This window comes from Streptomyces atratus (genome assembly GCF_014648655.1).
Classification (GTDB): Bacteria; Actinomycetota; Actinomycetes; order Streptomycetales; family Streptomycetaceae; genus Streptomyces; species Streptomyces atratus.
On record NZ_BMRN01000042.1, the window covers coordinates 1 to 23,544 of the forward strand.

A 23,544-nucleotide genomic window follows, 5' to 3' on the forward strand; every position below is an offset into this window, starting at 1 on the left:
ACCAGCGAAACCGATCGCGGCGATGAGCACCGCACCGGCGACCACGAGCCCGATGAGTATTCGGTGGGTGCGTGTCAGCTGCATCGCGGCCACCCGCGTTCCCCTCCCCGTTTCCCTTGTCCGACGTCCTGCGCCGAAGCTCTGCTCCGACGTCCTGTTCCGACTTCTGGCGGGCACAGCCTGGCACATGAGGGAGCGGCGTGTTGCGCGGGGAGGGGCGAAGCCCGGTACTCGCAGGAGGACCGGGCTTCGTGAAACTGCTTCTGGGCAGGGGCGTTGGAACAGGTCCTGCCGCGTCGGCTAGCTCGTCTTCTTTTCCGTGGCCTTCTCGCCGGGCTTGGCCGACCCGCTCGGCTCGGCCGACTTGCTCGGCGCGTCCGGCTTCGTGTCGGCGGCGGCGACCGAGGCCACTGCCTCCTTGGCCGCCTTCTCGGCACCCTTCAGGATGTCGTCGGCGGACGGAGTCTTCGCGCCCGCGTAACCCGCGCCGTTGTAGGTGAGGGTGACGACGACGTTCCCCGTACGGGCCACGACTGTTGCGTACTTGAAGTCCTCACTCGTCTTGGTGAGGTCATGCGTGATCTTGGTGGCCTGCTCGCCGATGCCGGAGACGGGCGCCTCGGCGACCTTCTTCGCACCCTCGGTCGCCTTGGCCTTGGCGACCTGCTTCGCGTAGTCCTGCTGTGCGCGCTTGGCGCCGCTGCCCAGGGCCTGGTCCGAGTCGAAGCGGGTGAAGCCGACGTCGAGCCAGCGGTACTGGGAGCCCTTCACGCCGTTGTCGTCGAGGCCGTTCCAGGAGCAGCCCGAGCGGTACGCGGTGTCGCTGGAGGTGGCGGGCGTGCCGCCCTTGGACTTCGCCTTGGGGACCAGGGCGGTGACCGTCTTCGTGCTGATCGACTTGCACGGGTCGGGCAGCGCGGCGAACTTCGCCGGCTCGACGCTCGCTTCCGACTTCTTCGCGCTCGGCGCGGCGGACGCCGAGGACGAATCCGAGTCCTTCTTGTCGCCGGAGTCCGACGAGCAGCCGGCGACGACGAGCATCACCGGAACGGCGGCGCAGGCGAGTATGCGGGAGAGTCGCGGGGCTGAACGGTGCATGGTTCCTTCACTCGGGTGGCGCGGCGGGCGGGCTGCCAGGTGGTCGGCGCGGGCGGTCGGACGTCGGCGGTCGGCGGGTGTTCCGGAGGGCCACGGTACGACGGACGGCGGCCGGATGCCGCCTCGGCCGGGCGCTCGGCGGGCGTGACCGACACCGGTCCGGGGTGCCCCGGGCGGGGTCATTCGCTGAACTTGTCGACCAGCTGCCTGGCCAGCGACTGGGCCATGTCCTGCAGTTCCTTGCTGTCGGGGAGCACGGTGGAGACGGTCGGCTGCTCGGTGTACTCGACGGTCACGATGACGTTCGATGTGCGGAATACCACGCTCACCGTGCGGTTCTGTGCGGTGGAACCTGCCCGACTGGGCAAATCGTCCAGAAATGCACCGTCTCCGAGGTTGTCGAGGGTGCGTGGCAGAAGGCTCTCGTCGGCGCTGCCTGCGCTGCCGTCCGTGCCGCTGTCGCTGCCCTCGCTGCCGTTCTCGTCGGGGCTCCCGCCTGTGGGCTCGTCCGCGTTCCCGTCTTCGGAGGCCGGGCGGGACAGGGCGTGCGAGGCGGAGTCCGACGCGGAGTCCGAGGAGGGGGGTGCCTGTTTCTCCGTGTCCTTCGTGCTGCTGGGTGCGGCGGAGGACGAGGACAGACCGGCGGCGTTCTCCTTCTTGGCGTACACCTCGCGGGCGCGGTCGTCGTCGCTCACCGACGGGTCGTAGGACACGACACGCTCGAAGTCGATGAAGAGGGTGCGCGAGGAGTCGGGGGCCTCGGACTTCCAGCGGCAGCCGACCCTGCGGTCGGTGTCGTAGGTGACGGTGGCCGTGCCCTCGTACACCTTCTTCTGCTGGTCCTCGGGGAGTTCGGCGGCGCCCGGGAGCAGGTCCTTCAGCGTGGACGGTGCAACGGCGCGGCAAGGGTCGGGGAGGGTGCGGTACTTGCCGGGGGCCGCGGCGGCGACGGTTGCCTCGCCGGGCTTGCTGTCGGGGGCGGAGCCACCCGTTCCGGTGCTGGCACTGCAGCCGACGACAAGCGCTGCCAGTAGCGCGGTGCCGGGTACGTACGCCATTCGTCGCACGGTCCTGGGCTCCCTTCGTGCGAAAAACGGTTGCCGCTCGACGGCGACCGGTGGACACAATGTGTATCGCACGCGCCGCTGTGAATGCCGGTCGACCGACTCATTTGCCGACCTTGGCACCGGTTTTGCGTTTTCAGACTTTTCGGGGGAATCGAGGAACTATGTCGTATGTAGAGATGCCGGGCGCGAAGGTTCCCATCCGCATGTGGGCCGATCCGGCCTCGGTCGAGGACGTCGCGATGCAGCAGCTGCGCAACGTGGCCACCCTGCCCTGGATCAAGGGTCTCGCCGTCATGCCGGACGTCCACTTCGGCAAGGGGGCGACGGTCGGTTCGGTGATCGCGATGCACGGTGCGGTCTGTCCGGCGGCGGTCGGTGTGGACATCGGCTGCGGAATGTCCGCGGTGAAGACGTCCCTGACGGCCAATGACCTGCCGGGCGACCTGTCCCGGCTGCGGTCGAAGATCGAGCAGGCGATTCCGGTGGGCCGCGGCATGCATGACGAGGCCGTGGAGCCGGACCGGCTGTACGGCTTCCGGGCGCCGGGCTGGGACGACTTCTGGGGGCGGTTCGACGGGGTTGCCGATGCGGTCAAGTTCCGTCAGGAACGTGCGACGAAGCAGATGGGAACGCTCGGTTCGGGCAACCACTTCATCGAGTTCTGCCTCGACGAGTCGGGTTCGGTCTGGCTGATGCTGCACTCCGGATCGCGGAACATCGGCAAGGAACTGGCCGACTTCCATATCGGGCAGGCGCAGAAGCTGCCGCACAACCAGGACCTGATCGACCGCGACCTGGCCGTATTCATCGCCGACACCCCGCAGATGGCGGCGTACCGGAACGACCTGTTCTGGGCGCAGGAGTACGCGAAGCACAACCGCGCCATCATGATGGCGCTCTTCCAGAACGTGGTCCGCAAGGAGTTCAAGAAGGCCAAGGTCACCTTCGATCCGGTCATCTCCTGCCACCACAACTATGTGGCGGAGGAGCGGTACGAGGGCATGGACCTGCTGGTCACGCGGAAGGGGGCGATCCGTGCGGGTTCCGGGGACTTCGGGATCATCCCGGGCTCGATGGGCACCGGCTCGTACATCGTGAAGGGCCTCGGGAACGAGAAGTCCTTCAACTCGGCCTCGCACGGCGCCGGCCGGAAGATGAGCCGGAACGCCGCGAAGCGGCGCTTCTCGACGCGGGACCTGGAGGATCAGACGCGGGGCGTGGAGTGCCGTAAGGACTCCGGCGTCGTGGATGAGATTCCGGCCGCGTACAAGCCGATCGAGCAGGTCATCGAGCAGCAGCGGGATCTGGTGGAGGTCGTCGCCAAGCTCAAGCAGGTTGTGTGTGTGAAGGGTTGAGGCCTTTTGCGCACGACTGAACGGAGGGCCTTCGGGCGGAAGGACCTCTGAACGGAGGAGCTCCGGACGCGGGTGGTGTGTCCGGAGCTCCTTCTGGGTTTTGGGCTCTTGCGGGTCTTCGCCGGGCTCAGGCGGTGCGGGTCAGGTGGTGCGGGTCAGGTGGTGCGGTGGACCTTGGCGTTGGAGGCCTGGGCGCGGGGGCGGACCACCAGGAGGTCGATGTTGACGTGGCTGGGGCGGGTGACGGCCCAGGTGATGGTGTCGGCCACGTCGTCGGCGGTGAGGGGGGCCTCGACGCCCGCGTACACCTTTGCCGCCTTCTCGGTGTCACCGCGGAAGCGGGTCGTGGCGAACTCCTCCGTCTTGACCATGCCGGGGGCGACCTCGATGACGCGGACCGGGGTGCCGACGATCTCCAGGCGGAGGGTCTCGGCCAGGACGTGTTCGCCGTGCTTGGCAGCCACGTAGCCGCCGCCGCCCTCGTAGGTGGCGAGGCCTGCGGTGGAGGAGAGGATCACGACCGTGCCGTCCCCGCTCTCGGTGAGGGCGGGGAGCAGGGCCTGGGTGACGTTGAGCGTGCCGATGACGTTCGTCTCGTACATCTGGCGCCAGTCGGCGGGGTCGCCGGTGGCGACGGGGTCGGCGCCGAGTGCGCCGCCGGCGTTGTTGACGAGGACGGCGAGGGTGCGGAACGCCGTGGCGAACTCGTCCACCGCATGGCGGTCGGTGACATCCAGGGTGTAGGCCGTCGCCTGGTGGCCCGCCTCGTTGATCTCGGCGGCGAGCGCCTCGATGCGGTCCTTGCGACGGGCGGTCAGGACTACGCGGTAGCCGGCGGCGGCCAGCTGTCGGGCGGTCGCGGCGCCGATGCCGCTGCTCGCTCCGGTGATGACGGCGATCGGGACGGCGGCCATGGCGGACTCCTCGGGCAGCTGATCGGTACGGGGCCAGGATAGGCAGGCGCTCGGTCAGTGGTTGCGCGGGGCGTACATGATCACGGCCATGCCGGCCAGACAGATCAGCGCGCCGATCACGTCCCAGCGGTCGGGGCGATAGCCGTCGGCGACCATGCCCCAGGCGATCGAGCCCGCGACGAAGACACCGCCGTACGCGGCGAGGATGCGGCCGAACTCGCCGTCCGGCTGGAGTGTGGCGACGAAACCATAGGCACCCAGCGCGATGACGCCCGCGCCGATCCAGATCCAGCCCCGGTGCTCACGCAAGCCCTGCCAGACGAGCCAGGCGCCGCCGATCTCGAAGAGTGCGGCGATGACGAACAGAGCGACAGAGCGGGCGACGACCATGGAAGCAGCGTGCCATGGACGGTGAGAAGGAGGGCACGCCGATCCAGTGGGTGAATATGGACGATTCGGTGCATTACGGGCTCGGGCCCTGGGTGTGTGCTCATGGGGTGAGTGCGGCCTGCAGGGCCGCCGGGTCCGCGTGGTCGCTCGCCCGGGCGATGTAGCCGTCGGGGCGGACGAGCAGGGTGGTGGTGCGATCGCCCCTCCAGTGGGTGTGCAGCAGCGGGGCCGGTGATGCCGGGGTGGCGGCGTCGTCCGGGGTGACGAGGACGAACGTGCCGTCGCGCAGAAGTCGGTGGAGGCGGCCCTCCTGCAGGCTCAGGTCGGGGGCGCGCTTTGCGGTGAGGGGGTGGGCGCCGCGCGGTGCCGCGTAGGCGATCGAGATACCGGAGATCAGGCCGATGGCCTTGTCGGAGGCGGGCCGGATCGTGGACAGCGCTCCGGCGGCGAGTGCCCGGACCGTCCGCTGGAGCGGGGTGCGGGCCATGGCGAGGCGGACGAGGGCGCCGCTGGAGCGAGCAGCTCGGTCCGATAGCGGCCGGCGTCTGCCCCGACCCGGCCGACGCCCCGCGTCGTGCGGCCCTCGTCGCCTCGCAGATCCGCAGGACATGGCGCTCGCGCGCCATGTCCTGCGGATCGCGCCCGCTGCTGCGATGGCGCGCGAGGAGGTGATCGCCTGGCTCGCGACCACCGTTCAGCGCCATCTGACCGCCGAGCGGCCGTAACGCAGCCGCGAGGGCTGTTGTCTGCTTCGTACACTCTCTGCATGCCGCAGAAGTCCCGCCGCAGTGCGCTGATGGCCGAGCTGACCGTCGAGTCGCGCCGCTACATGGCCGCGTACGCCCTCTTCAACCAGGCCGTCGCGGACCATTTGCGGCTCCACCCGACCGATCTGCAGTGCCTCAATCTGCTCAGCCTGGAGACGGTGCCGGTCACCACGGGTCGCATCGCGGAGCTGACCGGGCTCACCACGGGGTCGGCGACCCGGCTGGTCGACCGGCTGGAGCGGGGCGGCTATGTGACGCGCGAGCGTGACACGGCCGACCGGCGGCGGGTGCTCGTCACGACCGTCCCGGAGCGGATGGCGGAGATCGGTGAGGTGTGGGAGCGGCTGAACGGGGCATGGGCGGCGATGTTCGAGGCGTACGACGACGACGAAGTGGCTCTGCTCATTGCCCATATGCGGCGGACGGTCGAGCTGAGTGCACTGCAGGTCACGGCGTTGCGGGAGGGCGTCCCGTCAGTCTCCGGCCCCGGACGGGCTTGACGGCGCCCGGTCGTGGTCGTTCTCCTCGGTGTCGTCCGGGGGAGCGGTCGCGAAGTTGTCGAGCGCCTTCGTGACGATTGCGTCCAGGCGGGAGTGGTGGGCGCCCCGCCAGTAGACGCGGTCGCACTTCGTGCACTGCGCGAAGACGTCGTACGAGCGCCGGGTGCCGTGCTCCAGATGGTCGCTGACGGAGTCCTTGTCGGCCGCCTTCAGCGGGCCGTTGCAGGCGGTGCATCTGGTCCAGGGGGCCAGATGCGGCGTGAACCGCTCCAGCACGTCCCGCAGTTGGTCCTCCGGCCGGTCGCTGTAGACGTACGCCCCGGCCCAGATCTCCCGCCGGTGCAGAAGCCCGCGGTCCCGGGAGAGCAGTACGCGGCGTTCGTCCGCCGACCGGGTGGCCAGCGCGGCATCACCGATGTCCTCGCTCTCGTACGCCGCATCGACACCCAGCAGCCGAAGCCGCCGGGCGAGCGTGCCGAGGTGGACGTCGAGCAGGAACCGCAGGGGTGCGCCCGGGATGCGCTGGGGGCGTTCCACGGCGCGTACCTCGACCAGCTCGCCCGCCCCCGGGATGTGCGAGACGGGTACGGGGCGGCCGTCGACCAGGAGCTGTCCGGCCTCGGTGAGCGGGATGCCGAGCGACTCCACGACATGACCGAGGGTGGAGGAGCCGTCGGTGGTCACGGCAGTGCGTCCCCTGCGGCGTTCATGGGCGACGAAGAGCCGCAGTTCGGGGTCGACTTCGAGGTGGATCTCCGGTCCGTTCACCTCGTCAGGATGTCATCGCGCGGGGTGCGTCAGCCAGGGGTTTCGGCACCGGGTGCTGGGCTCAGGGGCGGAAGGCGGCCGCGTGCTCCTCGGCCCAGGTGGCGAAGGTGCGGGCCGGGTGGCCGGTCAGCTTCTCCGTGTCGCCGGTCACCTCGGCCGGTGAGCCGTCCGTGGCGGCCGAGTAGGCGAGCAGCGCGTCGGCGATCGGCTCGGGAACGAAAGAGGCCATGGATTTCTTCCAGGCCTCCTCGGTCACGGTGTCGACGGTGATGGGGCGCCCGGCTGCCGCCGCCAGCAGGCCGACCTGTTCGGCGGCGGTGAGCGATTCGGGGCCGGTCAGGTGGTACGCCGCGCCCTGCAGCCGAGGGTCGGTGAGAACGGCGAGGGCGGCCTCGGCGATGTCCGTCCCATGGATCGGGCTGGCGTGGCTGCGGGGGTGGGGAAGGCCGACGGAGCCGTGGGTTCGTACCGACTCCGCCCACTGGAACGCGTTGCTCGCGAAGGCGCCGGGGCGGAGCAACGTCGTGGTGAGGGGCGAGGCGCTCAGGGCCTGTTCCACCGCGTGGTGGGAGGCGGCGATCGGGTTGCTGTGGGCGTCTGGGCCGAGGACCGAGCTGGAGGACAGCAGCACGATGTGGTCGACCCCGGCGGTCTCGGCCGCGGTGAGGAAGGCGTCGATGCAGGACGCCTCGGCGTAGAGGAAGACGGAGCCGACCCCGTCGAGAGCGGTCGCGAAGGTGGTGGGATCGCCGAGATCGCAGGCCACGATCGGTACGTCGGCGGGCAGGGCGGTGAGCGTCCCGGGGTTGCGCGAGGCGGCACGTACGGCGTGACCGTCCCGGTGCAGGAGCGAGACGAGCGTGGAGCCGATACGGCCTCGGCATCCGGTGACGAGAGTGAGCATGGGTGTCTCCTGTGCGTTTTTATCTGCGATACACATAAGCTGCGTGACGCAGATAAATATCCTCAAGGAGGACCCGCCCGTCAAACGGTTTCGGGCGGGCCCGGGGGCAGGGCTCCGGAGGGCGGGGCGGGGCGGGGCGTGGCGGCTACGGCACGACGCGGCAGTGCGTGGTGATGCGCCCGCCCGCGCCCCTGTCGTCCTCGTCCAGGACGTGGAAGGCGACCCTCGGGGGCGCCGTGGTCCGCGATGTCTCCGGTGACCAGGACCGCATCCGGCTGCCGGGCCAGGGAGTTGAGGTACGCCACCACTCGGGTGGCCCTGTCCGTGGCCCGGTCGGTGCCGTCGAGATGCAGATCGCTGATGTGCGCCGGCAGCATCGCTTCGCCCCGTCGGTCGATGAAGTTGATCTAATGGTTTATGTGCGGCTGTCCATTAGATGGATGGGTCGGGCGTCCGCGCAAGAACCGGGAGGAAGCGGATGGGCCCGGGCGGCCCCGGCGCCTACAGTTCCCGCATGAAGATCCTTGACCTCGAACCCGGCGATGCCCGACTGGCCGCCGACCTGCTTCCCGTCCTGCGCGAACTCCGCCCGCACCTCACCGAGGACCTCTTCCGGGAGGTGTACGAGAAGGGGCACGCACAGGGGCTGCGGTTCAGTGCCGCCTACGACGACGAGGGTGCCTGCGTGGGCGCGGCCGGCTGGCGCATCGTCGACAACACCAGTCAGATCCGGATGCTGTACGTGGACGACCTGGTCACCGCCGAAGGTGCCCGTTCCACCGGGGTCGGCCGCCGGCTCCTCGGGCATCTCGAAGGGCGGGCCAGGGAGGCCGGCTGTCTGCACCTCAACCTGGACTCGGGCACGCAGCGCACCGACGCCCACCGCTTCTATCTGCGGGAGCGGCTGAGCATCGTCGCGTTCAACTTCGACAAGGTCCTTGATCTGGACTGAGCTCAAGGGCCCGAGCCCGGGCCCGGCGCGGGCCTGAGCGTGGGCCGAGGTTCAGCGTCCCGTGTCCGGGGCGTCCGGGGTGAGGTCCAACCGCCAGTCGTTCGTCAGCAGCACATTGCCGGGCGGGTACTCGAAGTCGCACGTGCCGATCAGGGTGAAGCCCGCCTTGCGGCACACCGCGTTCGACGCACCGTTGCCGACGGACGGATAGGCGTGCAGATAGCGGTGCTTGTGCTCGGCGCGGGCCTGTTCGGCGACGGCCGTCGTGGCGACCGTCGCGATGCCCAGGCCCTGGTATCCGGGGAGGACGGCCCACCCCGTCTCGTACACCTCCCGGCCCTGCCAGCTCCGCTCCCAGAAACCGATCGTGCCCACGGCCTCGCCCCCGTCGGCCAGGGTGATGCGGAACATCCTGCCTCCGCCCGTCCGGTCCGCGCTCATCGCCACGTAGCGCTCGTGACGCGCTATGAGCTGCTCCTCCGTCTCGGGGCCGCCCAGATGGTCCATCAGCTCCGGTGCGTTGGCACGGCGGAGCAGCTCCAGGTCTGCTTCCGACCAGGGCTCGATCCGTACGGATGATGAAGCGGTGCGTTCCATGCCAAAACTGTAGGACGCGGCACTGACAGCCGGATGGGGCTTGGGCAATCAGAGGGGGCCCTTTGGCCATCAGCGTGGGGCGAACGCCGTCGGCGGGACACCGACCGTGGCCGTGAAGTCTCTGATCAGGTGGGCCTGGTCGCTGTATCCGAGCTCCGCGGCGAGTGCCGCCCAGTCCACCTCCGGGTCCGACTCGGCCCGCTCCAGCGCCTCGTGGATGCGGTAGCGGAGGATGACCCACTTGGGGCCGGCGCCGACGTACGCGGCGAAGAGCCGCTGGAGCGAGCGCGACGACAGCCCTTCGATGCGGGCGAGCTCGTCGACGCGGCGCACCGTGCGATCAGTACGGACCAGGTCGACCAGGGCCATCGCACGTTCGGCCTGCGGGTCCGGTTCCGGGCCGAGCGCCAGCAGATACGCGTCGAGCGCCGCCACCCGTGCGTCCTCGTCCGCCGGGTCCAGCACGGCCGACGGCGGGGCGGGCGGGGCGAACACCTCGTCTGCGGGGAGCCGCCGCCCCGTCCACTGAGACACCGGCCGGTCCGGTGCGAACGGGCGGAAGCCACCGGGCCGGAACTGCACCCCGCAGACCCGCCCCCGGCCCTCCAGCTTCTGCGTGAAGAGCTCCAGACCGATGCCCGAGACCTCTGCGAACCCGGCGCCGGGGTCCTCACCGGTCCCGTACCGCTGGAAGACCAGATTCACGGACGGGTGCGGCACCAGATGGGAGGCGTACGGCTTCGGCAGATCCCAGTCGATGAGCCAGTAGTGCTCCAGGTACGGCCGCAGTACGGGGGCGGGCTCGCGGCGGCGGAAACGTACCTGCGCGAAGAGTTCGGGGGCGTCGACGATGCCCCGGGTGTCGCGTCGAGGACCTGCCATGGCGGCGATCCTATGACGCGCGGAACTCCGTTGGGGCAGTGTCGCGTTTCTTCAAGTGGCGGTCAGCTCCGGCATGCAGGGTCGAAGCATGAAGAAGATCAGCGAGTTGCTGGAAGCGGCCGCCGGGCGGGCCGTCCCCGTGATGCACGGGATCGACGACAACAGCCTGGGAGACCCCACGCCGTGCGCGGAGTACGACGTACGGGCCCTGGTCGGCCATCTCTTCCAAGTGGTCGTCAACTTCCAGGCCCTGGCGGCCAGGGAGCAGGCCGACTTCGGCGAGGCGCCGGACGCCGTCACGGGGGACTGGCGGGCCCGTTTCGGCGAGGAGACGGCCAAGCTGGTGGCGGCCTGGGCCGTACCCGGCGCCGACGAGGGGACCGCGGGGTCCATGGGGCTCCCGGCCAGGACCGTCGGGAACATGGTGCTGGGCGATCTGACCGTTCATGCCTGGGACCTGGCCCGTGCCACCGGCCAGGAGTTCGTTCCGGACGAGTCCGTGCTGAGCGAGATCGGTCCCGGACTGGCCGCGATGGCGCCGATGGCCCGGGAGGCGAAGGTGTTCGGCGAGCCCCGTCCCGTACCGGACGGGGCTAGCCCCTTCGAGCAGGTGCTGGCGCTGACCGGCCGGGATCCGGGCTGGCGGCCTCCCCGCGCGTGACGCCGGGGGCCGGTGGGTGCGTGTCCGGCGAACCCGGGCTGTCGTAGAGGCCGCCCAGCCGCGTGTAGGCGCCGTCGACGATGTCCTCGGCGTCCACCAGCATCGCGCGCTCGGCCAGCCGCGCCGCCTGATGCGTGTACGGGGACGGCGGCGCGGGGTGCCGACGCCTCCACCAGCTCTCGCACGCCGCGTAGATACCGCCGGCGAAGACCAGCACGGGGATGGACAGGGCCAGCGCGGTGTCGTCCATGACAGGCCTCCTCGCGGCGTGGAACAACGTGGATGTCGTCTGCATCGGCAGGATCGACAGGTCAGCTGAAGATCATTCTTCGGCCAATGAATGGCCGAATGCGGGTGATCGGGGACGGGGGCCTCGGGCCGATGCCCCGACCCGGCCTACCGGCTCCACACATGCACGGCGTCGCCCGCCTCCGACACCGTGTACCAGGTGCCGTCGCCGAGGGCCGTGACCATGCCGGATATCGGGAAGGGGTACGTGATCTGCGCGGTCACGCGCATCTGCGCCGCGTCCGTGCTCACCAGCCAGTGGCGCTGCTCGCCGTACTCCGCGTCGCTCTCCGACGTACCGGCGACGACGGTCTCCTCGTCGAGGAAGCCGCACTCGTAGTCCCAGATCGTCTCGTTGGCGTCCTGGTCGTCGGGATCGGCCCCCGGGTGGCGGGGAACGGCGTTCTCGGTGTCGAGTTCCCACAGCACGGAACCGTCGTCGACCCGGTGCACGCCGAGCGTCTCCTCGTAATGAGTCACCGTCAGGAAGCGCTCGCCCGACGGGCTCACCGCCATCAGGATCCGCTCGTCGTTGCAGAACCGCTCGATGGAGAGCTTCTCGCCGTCCCACCGGCCCCACAGCATCGGCACCCCGTCCTGGCCCTCGCCGACGCTCAGCCCCATCCGGGAGGGGTCCGGGTGCGGGACATGATCCGAGCCCGCCGCGACGGTCTCCGCGTCCGCCCGGCCGAGCACCCGCCCGTCGGCGGCGTCGATGACCAGCCACTCGTCCAGCGCCTCCGGGTCGGGTCCGGCCGCCGCGACGGGGCCGCGGATGTGGGCCCACACCAGTGTCCCGTCCGCCGAGAACACGGCCGAGCCGCTGTCCGCGTACAGATGCGAATGGTCGGTCGCGTACTCCTCGTACGACGTGTGGAGCGTGCGGCAGCTGCCGTCCCAGCAGCCGTGCCGGACCTCCCAGCGCACCGCGCCCGTCGGGTCCACCGCGCGCAGCGCGTGCACCCCGGCGAAGACCGCGAGATCGCCGCTCGGCGCCACCGTGCAGGTACCGAAGCGGCGGGGCCAGGGCGCGGGGAAACGGATCGCCGGGGCGCCCTCGGTGTCCGGGTCGAGGGCAACCAACTCGGTGTCGCTGCGCTGGAGGAGCAGACGCCGGCCGGGAGCGGGCTGCTCGTCGCCGGATGCGGGCCGCGTGTCCTTCTGATGCGCGGGCCACCGCAGGAGGTGCGGGGCGTCCTGCTTGCGGTCCAGCGGTGCGGCGAGTGTGGTGACAAGACGTGCGGCGGCAGTGTTGGCCATGGGTCGGCCCTCCCCCTCGTACATGAGTGCATCGACTCGTACATGAGTGCATCGGTACGAGGAGAACCGTACGGCCGGGAACCGACAGTCGCTCGCGCCCATGGGGTCCTCGCGCGCCCCGACCCACGCCGTGCCCGATCTCCTCGACTGCTCAAGTGTTCGACGTAGTATCCGGTTCGTGGACCGTGACGATGAGCCAGTCTTCATACGGAGCAAGTGGGGGACGAGTCGCTATGTCTACAACCCGCGCAACCCCGTCGGCCTCGCGCTGATCCTGATCAGCCTGCTCTTCGCCGTGGTGATGCTGATCCTCATGCAGGAGCGCATGGGCCCCTTCGCGCGCCCCGAACCCACGCCGTGGAGCACCGTGCCGGCGTACGAGCCCTGGCCGGCTTCGACGTACGTCCCCGACACCGACCCCACGCCGAGCGCGGGAGAGTCGGGTACGGGCGACCCGTCGGGGCCGTGAACCGGCGGGTGCGGCCGGGCGGCAGTCGCTTCGACTGCTTCGATCGGCGTCGGTGTCCCCGCTGCCGGCTCCGGCGGCTGCTGACCGCAGGGCTTTCCCGACCGGCGTCAGCTCCGGTACGTCTCAGGCTCGGGACGCCAGGTACGCATCGGGGACGACGGCGACCGGGCAGGGCGCGTAGTGCAGCATCGCGTGGTTCACCGGGCCCAGATGGAATCCGTGCCATCCGCCGGTCCGCCGGGCGCCGACGACCAGCAGTTCGGCACCTGCGGCGGTTTCGATCAGTTCCTGGTGCGCCGGTCCCTGCACCACCGACCTGTGGATGGTGACGTCGGAGGAACCGCTCCGGTCCAGCGCCGCCAGTACCTCTTCGAGGTGTTCCTCGGCCTGTTGGTGGTGTGCGGAGGCCGGGGAGCCCGCGAGGAGCGGATGGCTCATGGCCTCGTGGGCGGGGGAGCGCCAGGCCCGTACGGCGATCAGCTCGCCGTGGCGCGACGCCGCCTGGTCGAGTGCGAAGGCGGCGGCTGCCGAGGGTCCTGCGGCGCTGCCGATCCCGACGACGACGCGGCCGGGCTTCGGCGGGGTGCCCGGCGCCGTTGCCTGGACCACCACGACCGGGCAGTGGGACCGGCCCGCGAGCGCGAGGCTGACGGACCCCAGGAGCATCCCCGCGATCCGGCCCCGGCCGCGGGAGCCGAGGACGACCAGGGCTGCCTCATGGCTCTCCCTGACAAGTGTGGCCACCGGGTCCTCGGGCTCCACGGATGTCACCACGCGCATCTCGGGGCCGAGCCGTTGCGCGCGTTCCTGGGCGTCGGCGACGAGACGCTCCGCGAGGACCTGTTCGGTGGGACGCTCGGTGTCGGAGGGGGAGTGCGTGCCTTCGTAGCGCTCCCACAGCGACGCGTGGACGATACGCAGCGGGCGCCCCGATCGTGCCGCCTCCGCCGCTGCCCAGTCCAGGGCGCGGAGGCTGCCCTTTGACCCGTCCACTCCGACGACTACGGGGAGCTGCATCGCTCCCACCGCCTTCCGTGCTCGGTTCACCTCGGGCTCGGGCGAATTGCTCGGGCGCACGTCCGGGCATGAGCCCGGATGTTCCTACGGTTCGATCGTCAGCACCTGGTCCAAGGGGCGGCGTGGCGTGTGCGGTCCCGTGGGCCCGTATCCCAGGCGGACGATCATCTGTGCGTGCCCCGTGCCGAAGACCGGGTCGCGCAGGAGCCACCGCAGGTCGGGCCATTCGATGGGCTGGGTCGCGAACGAGGTGGACACATGGTGGAGCGTGGCGGTGAGCAGTACGCGCTCCAGCGCCTGTCCTGCGTTCAGCCAGTCCATGGGGTGATCACCCGGGGTGCTCAGCAGGGCCAGTTGCGGTTCCTTCTCGAACCGGACGTGTGCCCGGCCCGGGAGGACGCCCGTTCCCGCGAAATCGCGGGTGGTCGCTCGTTCGGAGGCGTCGCGGGGGCCGAAGGCGTAGTCCGGGATTCCGTCGACGGGCGCCTCGGTCTTCGTGTCCCGGGTCCAGTGCTCCTGCTCCGCCTCCCGGGCCGGATCCCCGCGGTTGTATCCCTCGGCGTCCCGGATCAGTTCGAGCACGGTCTGCAGATGCGGCGGGGCCAGGAACGCGAAGTCCGCGCCCTCGATACGGGCCGCGTCGGCGAACCGCGCACGGATGTCCTCGGGGATCGCCTGCTCGTCGAACGGATAGCGGCTGGTGTGCCGGTCCCGGATCGCAGGGTGGAGAGTGGCGAGCGCTTCATCCGCGGGTTCCCGTGGAGCGTCGGGGCGGACGCCGAGACGGACGGCGGCCAGTACGGCAGGGTCCGACGGTTCGGGCAGCAGCGCGGTGACCGCGTCCAGGCCGTGGTGGGCGGCGGACACCCGCAGGTTCAGCAGCGCCGCTCCGCAGCCCACGTGCAGTGCACGGGTGGCGGGGTCGGCCTCCGGCATCGCGCGGTCGAGGTCCGCCACGAGGGTGAGGGTCCGGCCGGCGCGTGTGTAGCGGAACTGCCAGGGCTGGGCGTTGTGCATGGACGGGGCGGCGGTGGCATCGGCGACGAGGCCGGCCAGTGTTGCGTCGTCGAGAGTCTGGCTGGGCATCGGAACTCCCGGAGATCGGGAACGGTCGATGGTCTCTTCAGCATGGAACAGATGCCGGCCGGATGGTATGGGCCTTTCGTCCCTCGGGCACGCCGCGGAGGGTCCTGCCGCGAAGGGCCCCGCGCCCGGACGGTCCCGCACCCCGGAAGGTCCAACGCCTCGGAACGTTTCAGTCCTCAAGGGACGCGCCCCGGGGACCGTACAGCTGCAGCAGCCTTTTCCGTGTTCCGTACAGGCGCTCCGCCACCGTCTCGGCGACGTACTTGTACACCGCCCGGCCCAGCTTCGCATCGGCCTCGCACAACGAGCGGACGGCGGCGGCATCGAATTCCACGGCCTGTCCTGCCCGGATCACGTGCGCGCCCATGTGCCACACGTGCGGGGTGAACAGCCAGGACCAGCCCAGCAGATCGTCCTGGCCCAGCGTCTCGATGACCGCCGCACGACGGCCGGGCACACGGATGTCGACCTCGACCTGTCCGGAGCGGATGATCCAGAAGTGGTCGGCCCGTCTGCCTTCTTCGAAGAGGCGTTCATCGAGGGCCAGAGGCACTTCGCGGGCCGCCTCGTCGAGCAGGCGTGTCCGGCCGTCGGGCGGGAGCGCGTCGAGCAGACTCCTGGTCGTTGACATGGAATCCTCCGTCCGTGGCGGGTCCCTGGAGGGCTGCGGCGGCGGCCGCGCGTGCCCGGCCGCGACTGCCTGTTGTGAACGATATGTGCGGTTTCCAAAGGGCGCTCGGCCGCGATGCCGTACGGAGTCCACGACGCGCCCGTGCGCCGGAACCGTGGTGCCATGAAGAGGAGCCCCTGACGAAGGGACCGCCCCGGTCATGGCAGCCGCACCGTCCCTGGCACCGTGCCTGCGCTCCGTGCGGGCCGTGGTCTTCGACACCGACGGAGTGATCATCGACTCCGCCCGGAGACACGCCGCAGCCTGGAAGAAGGCGTTCGACGCCTGTCTGTCGGCCGTCGAGGGGCAGCGGCCGTTCGACGCCGACGACGACTATCTGCGCCACGTCGACGGCCGGTCGCGGAAGGACGGTGCGGCGGCCTTCCTGGCATCGAGGGGACTGGACCTTCCCGAAGGCAGCCCCGACGACGCACCGGGAACCGAGACGGTGTGGGCGATCGCCGCCCGCAAGGACGAGCTGTTCACGCAGAGCCTGCGCAGCGACCCGGTCGACGTCTGGCCCGGCACGGTCCGTCTCCTCGGTGTGCTGCGCGGTGAGCGGGTGCCCTGTGCCGCCGTCTCCGCGTCCCGGCACGCGACGGAGCTGCTGGCGCGGGCCGGCCTCATCGACCGGTTCGACGCCGTGGTTGACGGAAACGAGGCGCGTCGGCTGCGGCTGCCCGGGAAACCGGACCCCTCGCTCTTCGCCGAAGCGGCGAGGCGTCTGCGGACCCCGGCCCGGGACACCGCCGTGGTGGAGGACGCGCTGGCCGGGGTCGAGGCCGGGCGACGCGGCGGCTTCGGACTCGTGGTCGGCGTGGACCGTACAGGCACCACCGCCGGCGCCGCCGAGCTGCGCCGCCACGGTGCCGACATCGTGGTGCCCGACCCGGGGGACCTGCTGACGGCCGGGGACGACTGATGGCGCGGGCCTGGACCTGGTCGTACGAGGGGTACGACCCGCAGGAGGAACGGCTGCGCGAGGCGCTGTGCACGCTCGGCAACGGATACTTCGCCACTCGCGGAGCCGCGTCCGAGACGGCCGAGGGCCGGTCGCACTACCCCGGCACCTATGCGGCGGGCTGCTACAACCGGCTGGCCTCCTCGGTCCGGGGCCGCCGGGTGGAGAACGAGGACCTGGTCAACCTGCCGAACTGGCTGCCGCTGCGCTACCGCATCCACCCCGCCGGTACCGCCCCGGGACCGTGGCTCTCCCCGGATCACGAGCACCTCGTGGAACACCGCCGGTCACTCGATCTGCGCGGGGGCACGCTGACCCGCCGGTCCGTCTACGAGGACGGGGCGGGCCGGCGGCTGCATGTGGAGCAGTGCCGCCTGGTGCACATGGGCGATCCGCATCTCGCCGCCCTGCACACGGTGTTCCGGGCGGAGGGATGGGCGGGCGCGATCGAGGTGGAGGCGGGGATCGACGGCGACGTCCGCAACTCCGGCGTCGCGCGGTACCGGGATCTGTCGAACCAGCACTTGACCGGCTGGGTGACCTCGACGGAGGAGGACGGTGCGGTGTCGCTGAGGTGCCGCACGGTGGAGTCGGACATCGGGATCGCGCTGGCGGCCCGCACACTGGCCGGGTGCGGCGGTGAAGGGAAGGGACAGCAGGTCGGCCCGAGTTCCCGGCACACGGCGAAGGCGGTCTTCCAACGGCTGATGCTCCCGCTGGGCCCGGACTGCGACGCCGTCGTCGACAAGACGGTGGCGCTGTACACCTCGCGCGACCGCGCGATCGGCAGCCCCCTGCGGGCAGCCGTCGCCGAGGTTCGAAGAGCCCCGGGCTTCTCGCATCTGCTCTCCTCGCACCAGCGGGCCTGGGCCGATCTGTGGCAGCAGGTCCGGCTGGAGGTCCCGGGCGAAGCGGGCCGCATTCTCCGGCTGCACCTCTTTCACGTACTGCAGACGCTCTCCCCGCACACCGCCGGACTCGATGTGGGGGTACCGGCGAGAGGACTGCACGGTGAGGCGTACCGGGGCCATGTCTTCTGGGACGAGCTGTTCGTACTGCCGTTCCTGAATCTGCATCTCCCGGAAGTCTCCCGAGGACTTCTCGACTACCGCCACAGGCGGCTGGCCGCAGCCTGCCGAGCGGCGAGCGAGGCGGGCAGGGCCGGTGCGATGTACCCCTGGCAGAGCGCCGACAGCGGACGTGAGGAGACCCAGGAACTCCATCTCAACCCGCGTTCGGGGCGCTGGCTGCCCGACCGCTCCCGGCTGCAGCACCATGTCGGCTCGGCCGTCGCGTACAACGTCTGGCAGTACTGCCAGGCCACCGGGGACACGGAGTACCTGTACTCCGAGGGCGCGGAAATGCTGCTGCAGATCGCCAGGTTCTGGGCGGACAGCGCCGAATGGGACGCGTCACTGGCCCGGTACCGCATCCGCGGTGTCGTCGGACCGGACGAGTACCACGACGCCTATCCGGGAACCGAGGCGGCAGGCCTCGACGACAACGCGTACACGAACGTGACAGCGGCCTGGGTCCTGTCACGTTCGACGGAGCTGTACCGCGCCCTGTCCGAGACACGACGCCGGCAGCTCCTCGACCGGATCCGGCTCGATCACGATGAACCGGAACGGTGGGAGGACATCTCCCACCGGCTGCATGTGCCGTATCACCGGGGTGTCATCAGCCAGTTCGCCGGTTACGGGGAGCTGGCTGAGCTCGACTGGGAGGGGTACCGGAAGCGGTACGGGGACATTCGGCGACTGGACCGGATCCTGGAGGCGGAGGGCGACACCGTCAACCGCTACCAGGCGTCCAAACAGGCCGATGTGCTGATGCTCGGCTACCTCTTCTCGCCGGAGGAACTCGCCGGCCTCTTCCGGCAGCTCGGGCATGTGCTGGACGACGACACCTGGCGCGCCACCGTCGACTACTACCTCGCCCGTACGAGCCACGGCTCCACGCTGAGCTCTCTGGTCCATGCCTGGGTGCTGGCGCGCACACGCCGCGAGACGGCGTGGAAGTACTGCGAGGAGGCGCTGACCGGGGACGTGACCGACATCCAGGGCGGCACCACCGAGGAAGGCATCCATCTGGGGGCGATGGCGGGCACCCTCGACTTCGTACAGCGCGGGATGACGGGGCTGGAGACCCGCGACGACGCACTGTGGCTCGCGCCGGCCACGCTGCCCCAGCTCTCGAAACTCGGGGTAGGCATCAGATTCCGCCGGCACTGGGACGTGGACCTGCGCATCCGCGCCCAGCGCCTGCGGATCGCCGTACCGGACTCGCCCCACCCGGCCGTCCGGGTCGTCCTCGGAGGCCATACCCATGTGATCACACCCGGTACGGCCCGATGGCTCGATCTGCCCCCGGTCGGGCACGGTGCTCCCCCGCCCGGCCGTGAAAGCCCTGCCTCGTCCGCCCGGGGAAGCCCTCCCTCGCCCGGCCGAGGAACAGGGAGGGGCGTGGAGGAAGAAGGCGGAACGTCTCTCACCGGAGGTGCATGATGCCCCGCCCCGTGACCGTCGGCCTGAACGGTACGCCCGCGAGTCCGCCGGGATCGCGGGCGGTGCGGTCCTGGAGGGCGTCAAGCTGTCCATCCCGGGCTCCGTGACGCGCTTCGCCGGCACCCACCCTGCCTTGAACGGGGCTCGTCGGCCCCGGGGGAACGGGAAGTTCTGGCCCCACCCCTCGAACGGGCGGACGACCGACCACCCGGGCCCCTGACGTCCTCCTCTCGCCGGCTGCGCTTGTGCACGGACCATCCACCGGCCCGGCGTCGAACACCTGGCGGAGCGACTTCTCACCGTTTCGGTGGGGCCGGAACTGCCCGGCGGAGACAGTCGGCGTGAACGGCCGACCCCGAACCCGTTCGGCCGCCGCCGGCCGCGACGCACGCCCTCGCTGCGACTCGTCGACTACCGGGTCGCCCCGAGTCGCGTGACCAGGTGGTGCCAGCCCTCCTCCAGGCGCTCCAGCGGAATGCCGCGCTCCTCGGTGAGGTGGTGGACCAGGGCGGTGTCGATGGATCCGAGCAGGGTGTGTGCGAGCAGTTCCGGGTCGCCTGCCACGTCCGCCCGACGCAGCAGCATCGTGATGTGACTGAGCCGCAGATGGTGGGCCGGGACGGTGTAGTTGCGCAGCGGGTCCGTCCGGCTGGCCAGGATCAGGGGGTGTTGATTGCGTTCGTGGCGCAGGACGGCGGGCCCGAAGGCGTGCAGACGCTCTGCCGCGGGGGCGCCGGGGCCCAGGGGCGGCGGACCCGAGAGGAAGGCGGCCTGGAGCTGCTCCTCGCGATGGTCCAGGAGCGCGAGCAGGAGTCCGGCTCGGTCACCGAAGCGCCGGAAGACGGTGCCTTTGCCCACCCCTGCCGCGGCGGCCACCGATTCCATGGTCAGATTCGCCGCTCCGCACTCGGTCAGAAGCCGGGAAGCGGCGTCCAGCAGGCGCGTGCGATTGCGCGCCGCGTCCGCCCGTAGCTGCGGCGGCTCACCGGTCGGGGCGAGCGGGAGAGTCGTCCGCGCCTCGGGCGGCCTGAGCGGTGGGGGAACGTGACCGGTCATGGGCTCAGAGTATCGCCCGGAGGACATAAGTGGACCGCAGTCCGCTTAAGTGATACAACTTTCAACGGACCACGGTCCGCTTGTTCCGCAGATTCCGCCTTCCGGGAGTTCTCCATGTCTGTACGCATCCTCGCGCTCGTCGGCAGCCTCCGCGCCGGCTCGCACAACCGTCAGCTCGCCGAAGCCGCCGCCAAGCACGCCCCCGCGGGTGCCGACATCGAGCTGTACGAGGGCCTGGCCGACGTGCCCTTCTACAACGAGGACGTCGACGTCGAGGGAAGCGTCCCGGCCGCTGCCGCCCGGCTGCGCGAGGTGGCGGGCCAGGCCGACGCGTTCCTGCTGTTCTCGCCCGAGTACAACGGCACCATGCCGGCCGTCCTGAAGAACGCCATCGACTGGCTGTCCCGCCCGTACGGTGCCGGCGCCATCTCCGGCAAGCCGGTCGCCGTGGTCGGCACCGCCTTCGGCCAGTACGGCGGCGTATGGGCGCAGGACGACGCCCGCAAGTCCGCCGGGATCGCGGGCGGTGTGGTCCTGGAGGACGTCAAGCTGTCCATCCCGGGCTCCGTGACGCGCTTCGCCGACACCCACCCCGCCGACGACGCCGAGGTCGTCACCGCGCTCACCGAGGTCATCCAGCAGGTGACCTCGCAGGCCGCTTCCGCGGCTGCCTGACCTCCTCGCGTGCGCCTCGTCGAGGCGCCGAAGAAGGCCGGCCGCGCCGGTCGGGGCGGCACCGTCACCGCCGCGCGGACCGGCGCCGAGGCGGAAGTCCCGGACTTCCCTGGCTCACCGAAGGGCCGTCGCAACACGCGGGTGTTGCGACGGCCCTTCGGTGTGCCTGGTGTGGAGGGGGCTTCCAGGGCCTCGAATTCATGGCGGCAGTCCCTCGGAAGCCCGTCGCGCAACGCGCGGGTCCCGGGGGACTGCCGCATACGCTCACCTGCGGAAACGGGGTGGGGCCCGGGGTCTTCTCGGAATGCCCGCAGGCGATCATTTGTGACAGCGGGCTGACCGGACCGCAATCCGATGCCCCGGACCGGCGGGCCTGTGTGATGACCGTCACGCTGATCATTTCGGTTTCGGTGTCGTCCGGATGTGGGGTGCCGGGCGTATGCCCGGTGAGAACGAGGAGATCCAGGAGCTGATTGTTGACCGTCGAGGAGTTCGAAGAGTTCTATGCGCAGACGGTTGCCCGGCTGACGGGGCAGTTGTTTGTGATGCTCGGCGACCAGCACGAGGCGCAGGACGTGGTGCAGGAAGCTTTCGTCAAGGGCTGGAGCCGACGGCGTCAGCTCGACCGTGACGGGCAGCCCGAAGCGTGGGTCCGCACGGTCGCCTGGCGACTGGCGGTGAGCCGGTGGCGCGGGCGGCGCCGTACGGCGGATGCCTGGCAGCGCAGTGGTGCCCCGCCCCATCTGGAGGCTCCTGGCCCGGAGTCGGTGGCCCTGGTGGAAGTGCTGCGGGATCTGCCGCCCAAACAGCGCCGCACGCTGGCCTTGCACTACGTATGCGATCTGACTGTCGAGCAGATCGCCGCGGAGACCGGTCTGGCGGCCAGCACCGTCAAGACGCATCTGGCCCGGGGCCGGGCCACGCTCTCGCATCGTCTGCAGGATCCGCGTACCGAGGAGGGGCCCCGTGTCTGAACCCCAAGATCCGCTGCGGTCCCTGTTCAAGGAGGCTGCCGCCACCGGTCAGTCCCGTGCCCGTTCCGCTCCGCTCTCCTTCATCGCCGAGCGTGCGGAGCAAGTGCGCAGGCGCCGGATCCTTGCGCTGGCCGTCGGGGTCTGCCTGGTCTTCTCCGGCACGGGCGTGGCCGTGGCCGCGCTCCTGCCCGACAGCACCGGCACCACCGTCCCGGCCACTCCTTCCACCCCCCGGCCCTCTCCTGCGTCCTCCCTGCCCTCCTCGCCCCGCACCAGCCCGCCGTCGGCGAGCAGCTCCCCCCCCGGCCGGAGCGCATCGGGGACACCGGCCACCCCCACCCGGAGCCAGAGCAACCCGCCCCGCTGACCTCCCGATTCCCGCGCCCCGGGTGACTCTGCCCGGGGCCGTTCGGCGCGCACACATTCGACCCAGGAGATCCTGTTGAGCCTTTCGTCCCCCCAACGGCAGCGTGAGCGCCTGCCCGCCCGGACCAGGACCGCTCCCGGGCCGCCCCGCGACACGCCGTCGCCGAGCACGACATCCTTCGGCCGGCTGTTCCTGCGGCGGCTGTTCCTCCGGCTGGGGCCCGCCGACCGCGAGGTGCTGTGGCTTTACCTGCTGACCCGCGCGGGCATCTGGATCACCGCCTACTGCACCCGCTGGCTGTTCGCCGACGACGGCCAGAGTCACCACGCCGCCTCGTTCTTCTCACCGTGGCAGCGCTGGGACTGGTGGCACTACCTGCACATAGCCCAGGACGGCTATTTCCCGGGCCGGTCCGGCCCCTGGATATCCGGCTGGGACAACAGGGAAGCCTTCTTCCCCGGCTTCCCCTTCGTGCTGCGGGCCGTCCACACCGTCATCCCGAGCTGGCCCGCTGCCGGTGCACTGATCTCCCTCGTTGCCGGAGGCGTCGCCGTACTGGCCCTGGCCCGGATCGCCCGGCTGCACCTGCCACAGGACAACGCGGGCCGGCGCGCGGTCCTGTTCTTCCTGCTCTCCCCGTGCGCGGTCTTCCTGGCCGCCGGCTACACCGAAGCGCTCTTCCTCGCCCTGGCCCTGCCGGCCTGGCTGGCCGCCCAGCGCCTCAACTGGCCGCTCGCAGCCGCCCTGACGTGCCTGGCCACCACCGTCCGTGTCAGCGGTCTCTTCCTCGCTGCGGCTCTCGCGGTCCACTTCCTGGTCACCGCCCGCACCCCCGGCCACTGGCGACGTCTTCCCTGGCTGACCCTGCCGGCCCTCCCGCCGTTTCTCTACAGCTGGTACCTGCACACGCACACCGGCGACTGGATGGCCTGGAAACACGCCGAGGAACGCGGCTGGTACCGCGACTTCCACGCCCCCTGGGAGGCCTGGCAGAACACCTGGCACGCCGCCTTCGGGCACTCCCAGAGCACCGGGTACGCCCTGATGAGCCAGGCGGAACTCCTCACCATGCTGGTCGGCATCGGCCTGTGCGGCCTGCTCCTTCGACAGCGGCGCTGGCCGGAAGCCGTGTACATCGGCCTCAGCCTGTGGGCCCTGGGCACCTCCTACTGGTACACGTCCATCCCCCGCGCGACCCTCCTGTGGTGGCCCCTGTGGACCGGCCTCGCTGCCTGGAGCCTGCGGAACGCCCGCGTCCAGACCGCCTACCTCGTCATCGTGGCACCCCTGATGACCGTCTTCGCCGTCACCTTCCTCTCCGGACGATGGGCCGGCTGACCCACACCTCGCGGAAGCTGC

General features: G+C 70.6%; 27 protein-coding genes and 2 pseudogenes. 13 read left to right on the plus strand and 16 right to left on the minus strand.

All coding sequences use genetic code 11. From position 1 onward, the window contains the following. Positions 1-300: 300 nt before the first annotated feature. Together IEZ15_RS35725 and IEZ15_RS35730 are read right to left on the minus strand one after the other, a co-directional pair. Positions 301-1,098 carry a DUF3558 domain-containing protein gene (locus IEZ15_RS35725; protein WP_189281055.1) on the minus strand — a complete coding sequence of 266 codons (798 nt, stop codon included), beginning with the start codon at positions 1,096-1,098 and terminating at the stop codon, positions 301-303. A gap of 179 nt (positions 1,099-1,277) precedes the next feature. Continuing rightward, positions 1,278-2,156, minus strand: a complete 879-nt coding sequence (locus IEZ15_RS35730; RefSeq protein WP_189281056.1) for a DUF3558 domain-containing protein — start codon at positions 2,154-2,156, stop codon at positions 1,278-1,280. Positions 2,157-2,326: 170 nt separating this feature from the next. Between IEZ15_RS35730 and IEZ15_RS35735 the strand changes: the two genes are divergently transcribed. After that, positions 2,327-3,520, plus strand: coding sequence for an RtcB family protein (locus tag IEZ15_RS35735; protein ID WP_114245150.1), 1,194 nt, complete (start codon positions 2,327-2,329; stop codon positions 3,518-3,520). Between the two features lie 155 nt (positions 3,521-3,675). Here IEZ15_RS35735 and IEZ15_RS35740 read toward each other — a convergent pair whose 3' ends face one another. The 3 genes from IEZ15_RS35740 to IEZ15_RS45550 form a co-directional block, all read right to left on the minus strand. Continuing rightward, complete coding sequence (locus tag IEZ15_RS35740) at positions 3,676-4,434, minus strand: SDR family NAD(P)-dependent oxidoreductase (RefSeq protein WP_189281057.1); 759 nt, start codon at positions 4,432-4,434, stop codon at positions 3,676-3,678. A gap of 54 nt (positions 4,435-4,488) precedes the next feature. Continuing rightward, a complete protein-coding gene (locus IEZ15_RS35745; RefSeq protein ID WP_093898485.1) occupies positions 4,489-4,824 on the minus strand; it encodes a YnfA family protein in 336 nt (111 codons plus the stop codon). A gap of 100 nt (positions 4,825-4,924) precedes the next feature. Further along, the gene (locus tag IEZ15_RS45550; protein WP_229846335.1) at positions 4,925-5,311 is read right to left on the minus strand and encodes an aromatic-ring hydroxylase C-terminal domain-containing protein; all 387 of its coding nucleotides are present in this window, start codon (positions 5,309-5,311) and stop codon (positions 4,925-4,927) included. A 121-nt stretch (positions 5,312-5,432) separates the two neighbouring features. Between IEZ15_RS45550 and IEZ15_RS46890 the strand changes: the two genes are divergently transcribed. Together IEZ15_RS46890 and IEZ15_RS35755 are read left to right on the plus strand one after the other, a co-directional pair. Next, positions 5,433-5,549, plus strand: coding sequence for a TetR/AcrR family transcriptional regulator (locus IEZ15_RS46890; protein ID WP_308427476.1), 117 nt, complete (start codon positions 5,433-5,435; stop codon positions 5,547-5,549). A gap of 41 nt (positions 5,550-5,590) precedes the next feature. Then, positions 5,591-6,091 (plus strand): MarR family winged helix-turn-helix transcriptional regulator, encoded by a 501-nt coding sequence (locus tag IEZ15_RS35755; protein ID WP_114245147.1) that lies wholly within the window; start codon positions 5,591-5,593, stop codon positions 6,089-6,091. On the opposite strand, the gene IEZ15_RS35760 is transcribed toward IEZ15_RS35755, so the two are convergent. The 3 genes and pseudogenes from IEZ15_RS35760 to IEZ15_RS35770 form a co-directional block, all read right to left on the minus strand. Beyond that, positions 6,065-6,859, minus strand: a complete 795-nt coding sequence (locus tag IEZ15_RS35760) for a Mut7-C RNAse domain-containing protein (protein ID WP_189281058.1) — start codon at positions 6,857-6,859, stop codon at positions 6,065-6,067. The two genes, IEZ15_RS35755 and IEZ15_RS35760, sit on opposite strands and share 27 nt — an antisense overlap. Positions 6,860-6,920: 61 nt before the next feature. Next, a complete protein-coding gene (locus tag IEZ15_RS35765) occupies positions 6,921-7,763 on the minus strand; it encodes an NAD(P)H-binding protein (protein ID WP_189281059.1) in 843 nt (280 codons plus the stop codon). A gap of 230 nt (positions 7,764-7,993) precedes the next feature. Continuing rightward, positions 7,994-8,140, minus strand: a pseudogene (locus IEZ15_RS35770) (metallophosphoesterase); the annotation flags it as partial. 137 nt (positions 8,141-8,277) lie between these two features. Between IEZ15_RS35770 and IEZ15_RS35775 the strand changes: the two are divergent. Continuing rightward, complete coding sequence (locus tag IEZ15_RS35775; RefSeq protein WP_114249105.1) at positions 8,278-8,715, plus strand: GNAT family N-acetyltransferase; 438 nt, start codon at positions 8,278-8,280, stop codon at positions 8,713-8,715. Between the two features lie 51 nt (positions 8,716-8,766). Here the strand turns inward: IEZ15_RS35775 and IEZ15_RS35780 are convergent, their stop codons facing one another. Together IEZ15_RS35780 and IEZ15_RS35785 are read right to left on the minus strand one after the other, a co-directional pair. Continuing rightward, complete coding sequence (locus IEZ15_RS35780) at positions 8,767-9,312, minus strand: GNAT family N-acetyltransferase (protein ID WP_189281060.1); 546 nt, start codon at positions 9,310-9,312, stop codon at positions 8,767-8,769. A 69-nt stretch (positions 9,313-9,381) separates the two neighbouring features. Further along, positions 9,382-10,194 (minus strand): helix-turn-helix domain-containing protein, encoded by an 813-nt coding sequence (locus IEZ15_RS35785; RefSeq protein ID WP_189281061.1) that lies wholly within the window; start codon positions 10,192-10,194, stop codon positions 9,382-9,384. Positions 10,195-10,282: 88 nt separating this feature from the next. Here IEZ15_RS35785 and IEZ15_RS35790 point away from each other — a divergent pair, with 88 nt between their 5' ends. Further along, positions 10,283-10,855, plus strand: coding sequence for a TIGR03086 family metal-binding protein (locus tag IEZ15_RS35790; RefSeq protein ID WP_189281062.1), 573 nt, complete (start codon positions 10,283-10,285; stop codon positions 10,853-10,855). Here IEZ15_RS35790 and IEZ15_RS35795 read toward each other — a convergent pair. Both IEZ15_RS35795 and IEZ15_RS35800 read right to left on the minus strand, forming a co-directional pair. Continuing rightward, a complete protein-coding gene (locus IEZ15_RS35795; RefSeq protein ID WP_189281063.1) occupies positions 10,788-11,105 on the minus strand; it encodes a hypothetical protein in 318 nt (105 codons plus the stop codon). The two genes, IEZ15_RS35790 and IEZ15_RS35795, sit on opposite strands and share 68 nt — an antisense overlap. Before the next feature lie 146 nt (positions 11,106-11,251). Further along, positions 11,252-12,403: a hypothetical protein gene (locus IEZ15_RS35800; protein ID WP_189281064.1), complete on the minus strand. Its 1,152-nt coding sequence runs from the start codon at positions 12,401-12,403 to the stop codon at positions 11,252-11,254. Positions 12,404-12,581: 178 nt separating this feature from the next. Between IEZ15_RS35800 and IEZ15_RS35805 the strand changes: the two genes are divergently transcribed. Further along, entirely contained in the window at positions 12,582-12,872 is a 291-nt protein-coding gene (locus IEZ15_RS35805) for a hypothetical protein (protein WP_189281094.1), read from the plus strand. A 123-nt stretch (positions 12,873-12,995) separates the two neighbouring features. On the opposite strand, the gene IEZ15_RS35810 is transcribed toward IEZ15_RS35805, so the two are convergent. The 3 genes from IEZ15_RS35810 to IEZ15_RS35820 all read right to left on the minus strand — a co-directional run bounded on the left by IEZ15_RS35810 (position 12,996) and on the right by IEZ15_RS35820 (position 15,606). Then, on the minus strand, positions 12,996-13,889 hold the full coding sequence (locus IEZ15_RS35810; RefSeq protein WP_189281065.1) for a universal stress protein: 894 nt from the start codon (positions 13,887-13,889) through the stop codon (positions 12,996-12,998). Between the two features lie 84 nt (positions 13,890-13,973). After that, the gene (locus tag IEZ15_RS35815; RefSeq protein WP_189281066.1) at positions 13,974-14,975 is read right to left on the minus strand and encodes an Acg family FMN-binding oxidoreductase; all 1,002 of its coding nucleotides are present in this window, start codon (positions 14,973-14,975) and stop codon (positions 13,974-13,976) included. Positions 14,976-15,144: 169 nt separating this feature from the next. Continuing rightward, positions 15,145-15,606, minus strand: coding sequence for a cyclic nucleotide-binding domain-containing protein (locus IEZ15_RS35820; RefSeq protein ID WP_189281067.1), 462 nt, complete (start codon positions 15,604-15,606; stop codon positions 15,145-15,147). A gap of 199 nt (positions 15,607-15,805) precedes the next feature. On the opposite strand from IEZ15_RS35820, the gene IEZ15_RS35825 reads away from it, so the two are divergent. From IEZ15_RS35825 to IEZ15_RS45560, 3 genes and pseudogenes are all read left to right on the plus strand, one after another. Beyond that, positions 15,806-16,567, plus strand: a complete 762-nt coding sequence (locus IEZ15_RS35825; protein ID WP_189281068.1) for an HAD family hydrolase — start codon at positions 15,806-15,808, stop codon at positions 16,565-16,567. Then, positions 16,567-19,113, plus strand: coding sequence for a glycoside hydrolase family 65 protein (locus tag IEZ15_RS35830; RefSeq protein WP_189281069.1), 2,547 nt, complete (start codon positions 16,567-16,569; stop codon positions 19,111-19,113). Before IEZ15_RS35825 ends, IEZ15_RS35830 begins: the two co-directional genes overlap by 1 nt. A 34-nt stretch (positions 19,114-19,147) precedes the next feature. Further along, a pseudogene (locus IEZ15_RS45560) lies at positions 19,148-19,246 on the plus strand (FMN reductase); the annotation flags it as partial. A 278-nt stretch (positions 19,247-19,524) separates the two neighbouring features. Here the strand turns inward: IEZ15_RS45560 and IEZ15_RS35835 are convergent. Further along, positions 19,525-20,169: a TetR/AcrR family transcriptional regulator gene (locus tag IEZ15_RS35835; protein ID WP_114245134.1), complete on the minus strand. Its 645-nt coding sequence runs from the start codon at positions 20,167-20,169 to the stop codon at positions 19,525-19,527. A 114-nt stretch (positions 20,170-20,283) separates the two neighbouring features. Between IEZ15_RS35835 and IEZ15_RS35840 the strand changes: the two genes are divergently transcribed. The 4 genes from IEZ15_RS35840 to IEZ15_RS35855 all read left to right on the plus strand — a co-directional run bounded on the left by IEZ15_RS35840 (position 20,284) and on the right by IEZ15_RS35855 (position 23,523). Then, positions 20,284-20,844, plus strand: coding sequence for an NAD(P)H-dependent oxidoreductase (locus IEZ15_RS35840; protein WP_189281070.1), 561 nt, complete (start codon positions 20,284-20,286; stop codon positions 20,842-20,844). A 476-nt stretch (positions 20,845-21,320) separates the two neighbouring features. Next, entirely contained in the window at positions 21,321-21,818 is a 498-nt protein-coding gene (locus IEZ15_RS35845; protein ID WP_114245132.1) for a SigE family RNA polymerase sigma factor, read from the plus strand. Beyond that, positions 21,811-22,185, plus strand: a complete 375-nt coding sequence (locus IEZ15_RS35850; protein ID WP_189281071.1) for a hypothetical protein — start codon at positions 21,811-21,813, stop codon at positions 22,183-22,185. Before IEZ15_RS35845 ends, IEZ15_RS35850 begins: the two co-directional genes overlap by 8 nt. 75 nt (positions 22,186-22,260) lie before the next feature. Further along, complete coding sequence (locus IEZ15_RS35855; protein WP_373302694.1) at positions 22,261-23,523, plus strand: mannosyltransferase family protein; 1,263 nt, start codon at positions 22,261-22,263, stop codon at positions 23,521-23,523. Positions 23,524-23,544 lie beyond the last annotated feature (21 nt).